Source organism: Actinomadura kijaniata (assembly GCF_014138665.1).
In the GTDB taxonomy this organism is placed as follows: domain Bacteria; phylum Actinomycetota; class Actinomycetes; order Streptosporangiales; family Streptosporangiaceae; genus Spirillospora; species Spirillospora kijaniata.
On sequence record NZ_JACJIA010000001.1, the window covers coordinates 1,203,747 to 1,216,856 of the forward strand.

Below are 13,110 nucleotides of genomic sequence, written 5' to 3' on the forward strand. Positions count from 1 at the left end.
CTACCCTCACCAGCCAGCACCGCACGACCCGAAGCGGCGCGGCGGCACGGTGGGAGAGGGCAGTGACACCGGTCCTGGACCTGCGCGGCATCGACAAGAGTTTCGGCTCGGTCCAGGTGCTGCACGACGTCGACTTCGTCGCCTACCCGGGGGAGGTCACCGCACTGGTCGGTGACAACGGCGCGGGCAAGACCACGCTGGTCAAGTGCATCGGCGGCGTGCACGACCTCGACCGGGGCGAGTTCTACTTCGACGGCGTCCCGGTGCGGCCGCGCAGCCCCCGCGACGCCAACGCCCTCGGCATCGAGATCGTCCACCAGGACCTCGCGCTGTGCGAGAACCTCGACATCGTCGAGAACATGTTCCTCGGCCGGGAGCGGACCCGGGGCCTGTCGCTCGACTACTCCACGATGGAGGAGGAGGCCACCCGCGTCCTGTCGAACCTGTCGGTCCGCACGATCGGGTCGGTGCGGCGTCCGGTGGCGGCGCTGTCGGGCGGACAGCGGCAGACCGTCGCGATCGCCCGCGCCGTGCTGTGGGACAGCCGCCTGGTGGTGCTGGACGAGCCCGCCGCCGCGCTCGGCGTCGCCCAGACCCAGCAGGTCCTGGAGCTGGTGCGCCGTCTGGCCGACAAGGGCCTGGCGGTGGTGCTGATCTCGCACAACATGAACGACGTGTTCGCCGTCTCCGACCGCATCGCCGCGCTGTACCTGGGCCGGATGGCCGCGCAGGTCCGCACCTCCGACATCACCCACCGCGAGGTCGTCGAGCTGATCACCGCCGGGCGCAGTGGAAAGCTCGGGCTGCGCGCATGATGAGGGCGGGACCTTCGCAGGAGGACATCCGGCGGCACAATCTGGGCACTTTGCTGCGGTTCGTCCATCTTCGCGGTCCGGCGTCGCGGGCCACGCTCGCCGAGTCGCTGGGCCTCAACCGCAGCACGATCATGGCGCTCACCGCCGACCTCACCGCCGCCGGGCTGGTCCGGGAGGAGCTGCCGCGCCGTCCCGGCCGCCGCGCCGGGCGGCCGTCGCTGGTGGTGCGGCCGGAGTCGACGCGGGTGTACGTGCTGGCGTTCGACGCCGGCGTGGACCGGCTCGCGGTCGCGCGGGTGGGTCTCGGCGGGGAGATCCTGGACCGGCGCGAGACCACCCGGTCGCCCGGCGACCCCGACGGCGCCGAGCTGGTCAACGTGCTGGCGGGCGCGGCCCGCTCGCTGGTCCGCAAGGCCGGGCGCGACGCGGTGTGCGTGGGGGCGGCGCTGGCGTTCCCCGGCGTGGTGCGGCGCGCCGACCACCAGATCATGTTCGGTCCCAACCTGGACGTCGGCGACGTCCCGCTGGGCGAGTCCCTGTCGCGCCGCCTCGGCCTGGGCGTGCCGGTCGCCGTCTGCAACGACGCCGACCTCGGCGCGCTGGCCGAGCACGAGCGCGGCGCGGGCGTCGGCTGCGACGACCTCATCTACCTGCACGGCGACGTCGGCGTCGGCGGCGGCATCATCGTCGGCGGGCGGCTGCTGGGCGGCCAGGAGGGGTTCGGCGGCGAGATCGGCCACATGATGGTCAACCCGAACGGGCGGCCCTGCGCGTGCGGCGCGCGCGGCTGCCTGGAGACCGAGGTGGGGGAGCGGACCCTGCTCGCCCACGCCGGGCGCGCCGAGCGGCCCGGCGAGACCGGGCGCGACGCCGTCCGCGCCGTGGTGGACGCCGCCGACCGGGGCGACATCGTGGCGCGCGAGGCGCTGCACCGGGTCGGCAACTGGCTGGGGTTCGGCGTCGCCAACCTGGTCAACATCTTCAACCCGGGGATGGTCGTGTTCGGCGGAACGCTGCGCGACATCTACCTGGGGTCGGCGGCGCAGGTCCGCAGCGTGCTGGCCAGCAGCGCGCTGGCCGCGCCGCGCGAACGCGTGAAGCTGCGCACCTCGGCGCTCGGCGACGACGTCACGCTGGTGGGGGCGGCCGAGTACGCGTTCGCGGAGGTGCTGGCCGACCCGTTGCAGGTGCTGGCGCGGTTGCGCGAACCGGCCGCGACCTGAGGGCTCAGCCCGCGAACCGGCCGTAACCGCCCTTGTAGAACAGCAGCGGCTCGCCCTCGTGGTGCTTGTCCAGGGCCCGCACGCGCGCCACCACGATCACGTGGTCGCCCGCGACGTGCTCCTGCTCGACCGAGACCTCGATCCACGCCAGGGCGCCCTCGATCACGGGACTGCCGCCGGGCGAGCCGGTCCAGGTGATGTCGGCGAACTTGTCGCCGCCCTTGACCGCGAGCCGCTTGCAGACCTCGATCTGCGGCTCGCTGAGGATGTTGATGCACAGGCGGTCGGCGGCGCGCAGCAGCGGCCAGGTGCTGCTGGTGTGCGCCACGCAGAACGCCACCAGGGGCGGGTCCAGCGAGACCGAGGTGAAGGAGTTGGCGGCCAGGCCCGTGGGGCGCCCGGAGCCGGCGTCGATGCCGGTGATGGCGACCACGCCGGTGGCGAAGCGGCCGAGGACCGAGCGGAAGCGGGCGCTGTCGATGTCGGTCACCGCTGCGCCGTCGGTCACCGGGGCACCGGCCCGGCCCTGGGGGGATGGCTGCATCAGAGGTTTCACTCTCCGGCCCGCGGGGTGTCCGGCCGTGCCGGCTGCGGGCGAGGCCTGGGAGGCCACGGAGGCCGCGGCGGCGTTGTCGGCCATGGACCCGTTCCCTTCTCTTAGCCAAGCGCTTGCTTGGACGATAGGCGGGCGGCCTCCGGGGTGTCAAGCCGCCCCCGGCCCGTCACCGACCCCCCATCATCTAAAGGCCCTGGTGGGGCGCTTGATTCCGGGAGGGGGCCCAAGCGGGGGGATCTCCGTCCAAAGTCCGGGGTCGGGCTAGGACCGCGGGCCGAGGCCGCGCGCCGTTGACGCCGCCGTCCGGCCGCGCCTACGCTCGCGGTCAAGCGCTTGCTCGGGTGACTGGGAGGGCATGTGACGGGCTTCCGCGACCGGACGGCGATCGTCGGGGTCGGCTACACCCCGTTCAGCAGGGACTCGGGGGTCTCGACCCTGACGCTGGCGGCCGACGCGATCCTGGCCGCGCTGGACGACGCGGGCCTGACCGTGGACGACGTGGACGCGCTGGCCACGCACCGGGTCGGCGACTCCACGCCGCCGTGGGTGGTCGCGCCCGCGCTGGGCGTCCCCGAGGTGTCCTGGTACCTGGACCAGTTCGGGGGCGGGAGCGTCTCGCACTCGGTGGTCGCGCAGGCGGCGATGGCGGTCGCGTCCGGGGTCGCCGAGACCGTGGTGTGCTACCGGGCGATCAACGCGCGTTCGGAGTTCCGGATGGGCGGCACCGGGCGCGCGCCCGCGCCGGTCTTCGACGCGCAGTACCAGGCCCCCTACGGGTACTTCGCGCCGCCGCAGCAGTTCGCGATGTACGCGCGGGCGCACATGAACGCCTACGGCACCACGCACGAGCAGCTCGGCCGGATCGCGGTCGCGCAGCGGGCGAACGCGGTGAAGAACCCGCGGGCCCTGAAACGCGACCCGATCACGCTGGACGACTACCTGGCCTCGCGCTGGATCGCCGAGCCGCTGCGGCTGCTGGACTGCTGCCTGGAGACCGACGGGGCGTGCGCGGTGGTGGTGACCTCCCGCGAGCGCGCCCGCGACCTGCGGCACCGGCCCGTCCTGGTGTCGGGCGCGGCGTGGGGCGGCGGCGACAGCTTCCTGTCCGGGGCCGGGAGCGGCATGACCGGCACCGACTTCACCGTGACCGAGGCCGCCCGGATCGCGCCGCGCCTGTACGCGATGGCCGGGGTCGGGCCGGGCGACATCGACGTCGCCGAACTGTACGACTGCTTCACCTACTCCGTGCTCGTGCAACTGGAGGACTACGGGTTCTGCGCCAAGGGCGAGGGCGGCCCGTTCGTGGAGTCCGGCGCGACGGCCCTGGACGGGGCGCTGCCGGTCAACACCCACGGCGGGTTCCTGTCCGAGGGCTACGTCCACGGCATCAACCACGTCGCCGAGGCGGTCTCCCAGCTGCGCGGCGCGGCGGGCGACCGCCAGGTGCCGGGCGCGGAGGTCGCGCTGTCCACCGCCCAGCCCGGCTACGTCCTGGCCGGCACGTCCGCGCTGATCCTCAGGAGTGACCCGTGAGCCTCGCCCAGCGTCCGCGTCCCGAGACCGACCGCGACTCCGCGCCCTGGTGGCAGGCCGTGCGGCGGCACGAGCTGACCGTGCAGCGCTGCGTGAGCTGCGGCACGCCGCGCTTCCCGGCCCGCGCGGTCTGCAACCGGTGCCGCGGCCGCGAGCACCTCTGGGTGCCGGTGAGCGGAACGGGCCGCGTCTACACCTGGATCGTCAACCACCAGGTCTTCATGCGGTCGATGGCCGACGAGGTGCCCTACACGGTCGTCGCGGTCCGGCTGGACGAGGGCCACGACATGCTGATGTACGGCGACCTGGTCGACGGCGACCCGTCCGAGCTGCACGAGGGCTTCCCGGTGGAGGCGGTCTTCACCGACGTGGACGAGGAGACGACCCTGGTCCGCTGGCGGCCGCGCCCTCGGGACCCGGCGGCGCGCGCGTCGTCTCCTCGAACGTGACGGACAGGAGGCCCGCCTCCACGAGTGCGCCGATTGTTACAGTGGCCATGATCCGTGACCGTCGGTCCGAGTGGAGGAGGGCACCTTCGTGGCGGAGGCGACCCGGGGATCAGCCGGCGGATGCCCACCCTGACCCCGCGCGACCCGGAACGGGACGGCCTGCTGACGCGCACCGTGTACCCCACCGTCCCGCCCAGGGCCGAGTGGGAGGCCACCGCGACGGCCCGCGCCGCCTATGACGAGGGCCTGGCCGTTTCGTGAACCCCGTGCTGCGAGGGCTCGCCGTCAACCCGTCCCTGCCGCCCGCGCTGCGCGAACGGCTGGTCGCGGCCGCGGACCGCGAGCTGGCCTGGGAGCTGGCCGGGCGGGAGGACCTGACCCGCGCCCAGGCCGCCTCGCTGGTCGCGCGGTTTCCGGAGTGCGCCCCCCTGCTGGTCGAGCACGGGACGCTGACGGCCGACGGCGTCGATCCGGAGGCGTCGCCGGACGTCGCGCTCGCCCTTCTCGACCAGGGGCGGGGACGCCCGGAGTGGGCGCGGGCGCTGGCGGCGGACCCGGACGCCGGGCGGCGGGAGAAGCTGGCGGAATGCCCCGGCCTGCCGTCCGACGTGGTGGAGACGCTGGCCGCCGACCCGGAGGCGCGGGTCGTCGAGGAGGTCGCGCGGTGGGCCCCGGCGGGGCCGGCGGCCCGGCTCGCCTCGCATCCGCACGCCGGGGTCCGCGCGGCGGTCGCGGGCAACGAGGCGACGCCTCCGCGGACGCTGGCCGCTTTGGTCACCGGCGAGGGACTGCCACCGGCGCGGACGTGCCTGGTGTGCGAGCGCGAGGAGATCCCGTTCCTCCACGACCCGTACTGCCCCCGCGCCGACTGCGACCTGCCGCCGGGCGCGGCCTGCGACGGCTCGCACGAGTACACGACGCACCTCCTGCGCATGCGGGCGATCGCCAACCCGGCCACGCCCGCCGAGGCCGTCGCCCGTTTCGCCGACGACCCCTCGATGCTGCTCCGCTGCGAGCTGGCGCGGCGCGCCGGCCTGCCCGCGGCGGTCTACGAACGCCTCGCCGCGAGCCCGGAGCCCGGCGTCCGCTCCGACCTCGCCGCCAACCCCGCGATCGGCGAACGCCTGATGCGCGTGCTGGCCGCCGACACCGGCCACAACGTGCGACGCGATCTCGCGCGCAACCCGCGCCTGCCGCTGGACGTCCTGGTCACCCTGGCGAGGACCGTCAAGACCGGGCCGACGCCGCTGCCCCGGATCGCCGCCGCCCCGCCCGCCGAGGTCGCGGAGCTGGCCGCCCACCCCGACGCGGCGGTGCGGGCGCTGGTGGCGCGGCGGCGCGACCTGCCGGACGGGATCCGCGACGCGCTCGCCGCCGACCCCGACGCCAAGGTGGCCAACGCCGTGGCGCCGCACCCGGGGCTGCCGGAGGAGCGGCTGCGCGCCATGCTCGGACGGCACGGCGCGCGGGTCGCCGCCGGGATCGCCGCCAACCCGGGCGCCCCGGCGGCGCTGCTGGAGGAGCTGGCCCGGCGGCATCCGGTGGCGAAGGCGCTGCGCGAGATCGCCCGCCGTCCCGACGCGACGGCGGCGCTCCTCCTGGCGTGCCTGGCCGACCGGCGGGCCCGGCGCGTCGCCGCCGGGCACCCCGCGCTGCCGCCGGACGCGCTGGTCGCGCTGCTCGACGACGCGGACGGGGAGACGGCGGCGGCCGCCGCCGCCAACCCGTCACTGCCGTTCGGCGGCGGCGCGGGCGTGGAGGGACGGCTTGTCGATCTTCCCGTTGGCGTTGACGGGGAGTGAGTCCACGATGATCACGCGGCGCGGGACCTTGTAGTTGGACATGTGGGCGCGGGCCCAGGCGACGACGCCGTCCGGGTCGGGGGCCGTGCCCGGCGGGGGCACGACGTAGGCCCAGCCCACCTCGCCCTGCCGCTCGTCCGGGACGCCGATCACCGCCGCCTGCGCCACCAGCGGGCAGCGCAGCAGCAGGCCCTCGATCTCGGCGGGGTAGGCGTTGAAGCCCGAGACGATGAACATCTCCTTCTTGCGGTCCACGATCGCCACGTTGCCCGCGCCGTCGACCGTGCCGATGTCGCCGGTGCGCAGCCAGCCGTCGGCGTCCACGGCCTCGGCGGTCCGCTCCGGGTCCCGCCAGTAGCCGCGCATGACGCCGTAGCCGCCGACCAGGATCTCGCCGGGCTCGCCGGGCGGCAGGTCCTTGCCGTCGTCGTCGACGATCCGGACCGCCACGCCGGGCACGGGCCGTCCGGTGGAGGAGGCGATCACCTCGACCGGGTCCCCGGCCCGGGTCATCGACACGACCGTGCCCTCCATCAGCCCGTACGCGTTGATCATGCGTTCCAGGCCGACGCGGTCCACCAGCCGGCGGATCAGCTCGGGCGGGACGGCCGCCGCGCCGCAGATCGCCACCCGCAGCGACGACACGTCGCGGCCGTCCAGCTCGTCCAGGATCCTGAAGAACATCGGCGGCGCGCCCGCCAGGACGCTGATCCGGTCGCGTTCGATCATGTCCATCAGGTCGCCCGGGTCGAACAGCGCGACCGGCATCATCGTGGCGCGGCGCAGCACGCAGGCCAGCAGGCCCGCGTTGATGCCGAAGCCGTGCGAGAACGGCGCGATGATCGGGTACCGGTCGCCCTCCCGGAGCGTGACGATCTCCGCCCAGTCCCAGTAGCCGCGCAGCAGTTGCGCGTGGTACAGCATCACGCCCTTGGGCGCGCCGGTGGTGCCGGACGTCGCCATGATCGAGGCGAGGTCGTCGGGGGAGACCGCCCGCGCGCGCTCCTCGGCCGCCTCCGCGGTGACCTCCGCGCCGCGCGCGAGGAAGTCGTCCCAGGCCACGGCGCCGGGACGGGGGGACGTGCCGGTCAGCAGGACCGTGTGCTCCAGCTCCGGCAGGTCCGCGTCCGCGATCATGTCGAGGTAGGACACGCCCATGAAGCCCTCGGCGACCAGCAGCACCCTCGCGCCGGTCGCGCGGAGCAGCCCGGCGGCCTCGATGCCCTTGAACCGGGTGGACAGCGGCGCGATGACGCCGCCCGCGTCCCAGATCCCGTAGGCGGCGACCACCCACTCGGGGGTGTTGGGGGCCCAGACCGCGACCCGGTCGCCGGGGGCGACGCCGAGGGCGATCAGCGCCCGCGCGGTCCGGCGCGCCCGCCGGGCCAGCTCGGCGAGGGTCAGCCGGGTGTCCCCGGCGACGACGGCCGCCACGTCCGGGTGCCGCCCCGCCTGGTCGCGCAGCATGCGCGGGATCGTTCCCCAGGCGGGTACCGGCTGCAACTCCATCGCGCCTCCTCGCACGGACCGCGCGTCCCGGCCCCCGCGCCGGGACCGGGACGCGCGGGGACCTCCTACGACAGCTCGGAACGGTCGCGGCCCAGGTGGTGGCCGCGGTGGTCGGTGACGACGGGCGGGCGGCGCTCCTCCGACGCCTCCGGCTCGACCACGACCTCGATCGACACGGGGGTGAGGGAGTACAGCGCCTGCGCGATGCGGGACTTCCACATCGGGTTCTTCACCAGGGTGTCGCGGGCGAAGGTGACGTGCAGCGCCGCCGCGTCCAGCGTCCCCTCCCGCGTGATCCGCAGCTCCCAGCGGCTCACCCCGTCGATCCTGGAGAGCGCGGCGGCGACCTTCGGCAGGGAGAGCCAGCGGCCGCGCACCAGCACGTGCTCGCCGATCGTGTGCGCCGGGGCGGGAACGCCCTGCTCCCCGCCCGCCAGCCGGACGGCCTGCCCGGTGCGCAGCGCGGTCCCGCCGAGCGTGGAGTGCCAGGTCGGAGTGGTGACCAGTTCGGCGAGGCCCGCGTCGTAGGGGGCCTCCAGCAGGGCGTCCTTGTCGGGCCGGGCCAGGCCGAGCAGCCCGTCGCGGACCGGGGTGAGCACCGCGTCCGACGGCGCGCGCTGCGCGATCGGCACGCCCACGAACGGGTCGGCGTACAGCTCCCGCACCGACGCCTCGAACTCGGCCGCCAGCTGGGCGGCGGTGTTGGGGGAGGGGATCTCGCCGACCAGCAGGACGTGCCGCAGCTCCAGGTCGAGCGGGTCGATGAGGAACTCCAGGTGCAGCCGCGCCAGCAGGTCCATCGCGCCGGTCGGGGTGGTGACCAGGGTGGTGGCCCGGACGCGTTCGAGCGCGGTGTGCAGGCGCATCCGGCCGCGCGGCCCGACCGCCGCGGCGGCCTCCGCGACGTCGGCGGCGGCCCGCGCGACCAGCGGGCCGGGGCCGTCGCCGTCGCCGTTCAGCGCGACGACGACGCGGTCGGCCCGCCCGAGCCCGGCGGCGCGCAGCGTCTCGGCGGCCAGCGCGCGGGCGGCGTCCCGGTCGGCGGCCGACAGCGGCGCGACGGCGTCGCCCTCGGGGGAGACCAGCAGCAGGCCCCGCGCCGGGCCGCCGGAGGGGAAGGTCGCGCGGGTGATCCAGGACGTCACTGCATGACCTCCGACATGAACAGCTCCATCGAGGCGCAGACCCGGTCGTGGGCCAGCCCGCCCACCTGGGCCTGGAGGATGAGGTCGGTGGCCCCGGCCTCCCTGATCCGCTCCACGGCCTTGCGGGACCCCTCGACGTCGTCGATGACGACCATGGTCTGGTCGCGCAGGACCGCCATCGCCTCCTCCGGCGGCATCCCGACGGCCTGCTGGCCGAGCACGCGGTGGGTGGCGTGCCGGGCGTCGGTGTAGTCGGGCGGGGCGACCAGGTTGACCTGGCGGCGCAGGTACCACAGCACCGGGTCGGCGGCGGTCTCCACGGCCTCCTGCTGGGTCGGCGCGACATGCCAGGGGATCATCAGCGCGACCCGGCGGGTGTCGGGGTCGAAGCCGTTGTCGGCCAGGCACCGCTTGTACCTGGCGATGTCCTCGGCGACGTCGTCCAGGCCCTTGAGCATGGTCATGCCGAGCAGGTTGTAGCCCTGCTTCGCGGCGGCGAGGTACCCGTCCAGCGAGGTGGAGGCCACCCACACCGGCGGGTGCGGCACCTGGACCGGGCGCGGGTACACGCTCACGTCCGGGATCTCGAAGAACTCCCCGGACCGGCTGACCGGCTGGCCGTCGGCGTTCCAGATCGCCAGCACCGCCTCCAGGGTCTCCTCCCAGAGCTTGCGGGACTGCTCGAACGGCCGCTGGAACGCCTGGTACTCCAGCGGGGACGCGCCGCGCCCGGTGCCGAACTCGACCCGCCCGCCGCTGATCACGTCGAGGGTGGCGACGCGCTCGGCGGTGCGGATCGGCGACTGGAACGGCAGCAGCACCACGCCGAGGCCGAGGTGGATGCGCTCGGTCCGCTGCGAGATCCCGGCCAGCACCAGGTCGGGCGCCGAGGAGTGCGAGAACCCCCGGGTGAAGTGGTGCTCGACGAACCAGGCGGTGTCGTAGCCGAGCCGGTCGGCCAGCACGACCTGGTCCATGACGTTCCGGAACGCCTGCTGCTCCACCTCGCGGGACCGTCCGCGCACCTCAAGTTCGTAGCCAAGGCTGACCCGTAGGGACGTCATCGAGCCTCCGGTGATGCTCACTGTCGATTATGAACCAAGCGCTCGCTTGGGACATTAGCAGCAGGGTGCCATGGCAACAAGTCACCGGAGGGCGGGAGAGGGGCGAGAAGGGGGCGCGACGGTCAGGGGCCGCCGGGCTCGGCGCGGCCGCCCGCCGACGTCGTCGGGACGACCATCGGGGCCGTGGCCAGCGCCATGCCGTGCAGGGTGGCGAGGGCGGCGTCGTGCAGGCGGCGGCGCGTACGGGCCGAGATCCGCGGCCCCTCGTGCAGCGCCAGCCACGCCAGCCAGCCGATCGCCACCACGATCCAGTACGACGCCAGCCGGTACAGCCCGACCGCCGCGGCGGCCGGGGTGAGGGTCGCGCCGAACGCCGCCAGCGAGGCGGCCATGCTGCCCTCGACCGCGCCGAGGCCGCCCGGCAGCAGCGGCAGCAGGCTCGCGGCGGCCTGCGCGGCGAAGTAGGCGAGCGCCACCCCGTGCGGGGCGACGTCGATGCCGACGGACTGCGCCGCCGCCAGCAGCGCCAGGATGTCGAACACCCAGTTCGCCGTGGCCAGCAGGGCGAGCGCGCCCCAGTCGCGGCGGGTGGGGCGCAGCACCTGGCGGACGCCGCGCAGCCGGTCGGCGTGCGGGGCGATCCGGGGATGGCCGAGCAGCGCGCGCACGGGGCGGCCGGCCAGGGCGCGCGGCCCCGGATGGCGCAGCGCCACGACCAGCGCGGCCCCCAGCGCGGCGCACACGGCCAGGACGCGCAGCGCCGGGCCGCGCGCGTTCGGCTCGGCCAGCAGCGCCAGCAGCCCGATCAGCGTGTAGGCGGCCGTGGTGATCACGCCGCCGAGCAGGAGCACCGCCGTGGCCAGCCGCGCCGACGCGCCGTTGCGGCGGAACTGCTGGAACGTGTACACGACGCTGACGGCGGGACCGGCGGGCAGCGTGACCGACAGCGCGTTGCCCGCATAGGTGATCGCGAACGCGCGGCGCAGCCGGATCCGGGTGCCCCCGATCCGCAGCAGCCGCCGCTGCAACCGGGCGAACGCCCCCATCGAGGCCCCCGAGGCGAGCACCACCAGCACCAGCCAGGCGGGGTCGGCGCGCACGGCGGCGTCCAGCATCGCGCCGAGGTCGGGCAGCTGGTCGCGGAACACCACCAGCAGGGCGACGGTGGCGGCGAACAGCGCGGCCTGGAGCAGCAGCGACCGGCGGGACCGGCGGGGCGCGGCGACCGGGGGGCCGCCGGGATCGGTCGGGAGACCGGTCGGGAGGTCGGGCGAGGGGTCGTGCGAGGGCGCCGTAATGGTCTGGGCCATGTCCGGTCACCTCGCAAGATCGCCTGACCCCGAGAACGTTCTGTCAGTCCATGACATTCCCTTGGCGGGGGGTGAAATGCGCGAAGTGGCGGGCGTCACGTTCCGGGGCGGTCGCGGACGGCCACCAGCCCGCCGACGACGCCCACGTAGGCGGTGCCGTCGGGGCCCAGGGTGATCGGGGCCCAGTTGTTGTCGAACCACTTGCCGGTTCCGGTCAGCACCTTGAAGGCGGTGCGGCCGGTGTGCGCGTCCACGGCGGTCAGGTACCAGGCGTCCACCAGGTCCCGCCGGGGCTCCTTGGTGTAGAGGTAGAGCAGCCCGTTGGCGACCGAGGCCTTGGCGACGGTGGAGGGCGAGCGCTCCCGGCTGGTCCAGACGGTGCGGCACCCCTTCGCGGTGACGTCGATCCTGCTGACGCCGCCGACCGGCGAGCCGCCGGGCGGGAGTTCGAAGAAGTTGCGGTAGCCGTGGTTGTTCTCCACGAACAGGCTGTCGCCGTATCCGACCAGCGAGTTGTCGGTGGCGCTCGCGCCGTGCCCGAACACCGGCACCCTGCACACCAGGCGGCCGTCGCCGCGCCGGTGGACCAGCACGTTCATCCGGTCGTCGGCGTTGTCGGTGATCGCCACGTACCGGTCGCCGAGGAACGTCGGGGTGGTGCCCGACCCCTGGTCGATCTGGCCGGGCTTGCGGCGCGTCCCCCGGTCGTAGGGCCTGCGCCAGACGACCGCCGGGGCGCCGTCGGCGGCGGCGCGGAAGCGGTAGAGGGCGTGGTCGGAGACGATCGAGACGCCGTCCTCGGCGGCGGCGAACGAGTTCTGGATCCCCTCGCCCGGCAGGCGCGTGGCGCGGACCCTCCCGGTGCGGGGGTCGATGGTGCCGATCCGGCCGTTGCGGGTGATCCACCAGATCAGCCCGCCCCAGTCCGGCCCGACCGCCGTGATCGGGTCGCACTCGCCCTTCGGCCACGGGTTCGTCCAGGTGGCGCAGGAGTGCGGCAGGTGCCCGCTGAGGTCCCAGTCATCGGTGACCTTGAACCGCCACCTGCTGTCCGGCCCCTTCTCGTGCGCGAACCGCCGCACGTGGAACGCCGAGTCCGCCAGCACCGCCCGGTCCTGCGGGTCGAGGTAGTAGTACGCGCCGCCGGAGGTGTCGGTCAGCACCTGGTCGAGGTCGCCCGACACCACCGCCCGCACGGTGGAGGGGCGTTGCGGGAGTTCGTGGGTCGCGAGGTCCTTCAGCGTCGCGGGGTCGATGAGCCGCAGCGTGAACGTCTGGCCCCGCGTGCACTGCGCCACCATCAGCCCGGTCCGCCTGGCGAAGGTGACCGTCGAGCACAGCCCCGGCAGCAGGCCGCCCTTGGCCTCCGAGCGCACCCGCGGGTTCCGCCCGAGCGGTCCGGCGAACGGATGGGTGTCGGAGGCGTGGCTGTCGGCGTGCATCGACGACAGCCCGACCGGCCCCTGGTGCGGGTTGGCGGGGATCGGCCGTCCCCGCAGCGGCCTCGGCGTCGCCGGGGCGCCGAGGTAGGCGGGCACCCGGTCGCGTCCGGGACCGTCGGGGACGGGCGCGGCCCCGGCGGGAGCGGGCAGGGCGAGCGCGCCGAGCAGCGCGCCGACCGCCGTCAGCTCCCGCGGGAACGGTCTGCTGGCCATCGCGAACTCCTAACTCTATTAACTTGGTAGAAATAGTGGAGGGGGGTCC

Annotated in this window: 12 protein-coding genes; 6 read left to right on the forward strand and 6 right to left on the reverse strand. The window is 74.8% G+C overall.

All coding sequences use genetic code 11. The features are described from left to right. Positions 1-62: 62 nt before the first annotated feature. Entirely contained in the window at positions 63-815 is a 753-nt protein-coding gene (locus HNR61_RS05790; protein ID WP_067820428.1) for an ATP-binding cassette domain-containing protein, read from the forward strand. Next, positions 815-2,038 carry an ROK family transcriptional regulator gene (locus HNR61_RS05795; RefSeq protein ID WP_182841975.1) on the forward strand — a complete coding sequence of 408 codons (1,224 nt, stop codon included), beginning with the start codon at positions 815-817 and terminating at the stop codon, positions 2,036-2,038. The genes HNR61_RS05790 and HNR61_RS05795 overlap by 1 nt, the downstream gene beginning before the upstream one ends. 4 nt (positions 2,039-2,042) lie before the next feature. Here the strand turns inward: HNR61_RS05795 and HNR61_RS05800 are convergent, their stop codons facing one another. Then, positions 2,043-2,546 carry a flavin reductase family protein gene (locus tag HNR61_RS05800; protein WP_312897780.1) on the reverse strand — a complete coding sequence of 168 codons (504 nt, stop codon included), beginning with the start codon at positions 2,544-2,546 and terminating at the stop codon, positions 2,043-2,045. Between the two features lie 405 nt (positions 2,547-2,951). On the opposite strand from HNR61_RS05800, the gene HNR61_RS05805 reads away from it, so the two are divergent. The 4 genes from HNR61_RS05805 to HNR61_RS05820 are packed head-to-tail and all read left to right on the forward strand — an operon-like array spanning position 2,952 to position 6,378. Further along, positions 2,952-4,127, forward strand: a complete 1,176-nt coding sequence (locus HNR61_RS05805) for a thiolase C-terminal domain-containing protein (RefSeq protein ID WP_067820435.1) — start codon at positions 2,952-2,954, stop codon at positions 4,125-4,127. Beyond that, positions 4,124-4,576, forward strand: coding sequence for a Zn-ribbon domain-containing OB-fold protein (locus tag HNR61_RS05810; RefSeq protein ID WP_182841977.1), 453 nt, complete (start codon positions 4,124-4,126; stop codon positions 4,574-4,576). Before HNR61_RS05805 ends, HNR61_RS05810 begins: the two co-directional genes overlap by 4 nt. A gap of 54 nt (positions 4,577-4,630) precedes the next feature. Beyond that, the gene (locus HNR61_RS05815) at positions 4,631-4,837 is read left to right on the forward strand and encodes a winged helix-turn-helix transcriptional regulator (protein ID WP_376770246.1); all 207 of its coding nucleotides are present in this window, start codon (positions 4,631-4,633) and stop codon (positions 4,835-4,837) included. Between the two features lie 5 nt (positions 4,838-4,842). Then, on the forward strand, positions 4,843-6,378 hold the full coding sequence (locus HNR61_RS05820; RefSeq protein ID WP_220508904.1) for a hypothetical protein: 1,536 nt from the start codon (positions 4,843-4,845) through the stop codon (positions 6,376-6,378). Here the strand turns inward: HNR61_RS05820 and HNR61_RS05825 are convergent. The 5 genes from HNR61_RS05825 to HNR61_RS05845 form a co-directional block, all read right to left on the reverse strand. Continuing rightward, positions 6,304-7,887, reverse strand: coding sequence for an AMP-binding protein (locus HNR61_RS05825; protein WP_182841979.1), 1,584 nt, complete (start codon positions 7,885-7,887; stop codon positions 6,304-6,306). The two genes, HNR61_RS05820 and HNR61_RS05825, sit on opposite strands and share 75 nt — an antisense overlap. A gap of 65 nt (positions 7,888-7,952) precedes the next feature. Beyond that, on the reverse strand, positions 7,953-9,032 hold the full coding sequence (locus tag HNR61_RS05830; protein WP_182841980.1) for a phenylacetate--CoA ligase family protein: 1,080 nt from the start codon (positions 9,030-9,032) through the stop codon (positions 7,953-7,955). Beyond that, positions 9,029-10,096, reverse strand: a complete 1,068-nt coding sequence (locus HNR61_RS05835; protein WP_182842318.1) for an LLM class flavin-dependent oxidoreductase — start codon at positions 10,094-10,096, stop codon at positions 9,029-9,031. The genes HNR61_RS05830 and HNR61_RS05835 overlap by 4 nt, the downstream gene beginning before the upstream one ends. A gap of 122 nt (positions 10,097-10,218) precedes the next feature. Further along, positions 10,219-11,406 carry a lysylphosphatidylglycerol synthase transmembrane domain-containing protein gene (locus HNR61_RS05840; protein ID WP_182841981.1) on the reverse strand — a complete coding sequence of 396 codons (1,188 nt, stop codon included), beginning with the start codon at positions 11,404-11,406 and terminating at the stop codon, positions 10,219-10,221. 95 nt (positions 11,407-11,501) lie between these two features. After that, on the reverse strand, positions 11,502-13,061 hold the full coding sequence (locus tag HNR61_RS05845; RefSeq protein ID WP_182841982.1) for a hypothetical protein: 1,560 nt from the start codon (positions 13,059-13,061) through the stop codon (positions 11,502-11,504). Positions 13,062-13,110: the final 49 nt, after the last annotated feature.

Excerpts from the sequence above, each read along its gene's own strand:
- HNR61_RS05795 (WP_182841975.1), top strand. The coding sequence starts at position 815 with ATGAGGGCGGGACCTTCGCAGGAGGACATCCGGCGGCACAATCTGGGC.
- HNR61_RS05825 (WP_182841979.1), bottom strand. The coding sequence starts at position 7,887 with ATGGAGTTGCAGCCGGTACCCGCCTGGGGAACGATCCCGCGCATGCTG.
- HNR61_RS05835 (WP_182842318.1), bottom strand. The coding sequence starts at position 10,096 with ATGACGTCCCTACGGGTCAGCCTTGGCTACGAACTTGAGGTGCGCGGA.
- HNR61_RS05840 (WP_182841981.1), bottom strand. The coding sequence starts at position 11,406 with ATGGCCCAGACCATTACGGCGCCCTCGCACGACCCCTCGCCCGACCTC.
- HNR61_RS05845 (WP_182841982.1), bottom strand. The coding sequence starts at position 13,061 with ATGGCCAGCAGACCGTTCCCGCGGGAGCTGACGGCGGTCGGCGCGCTG.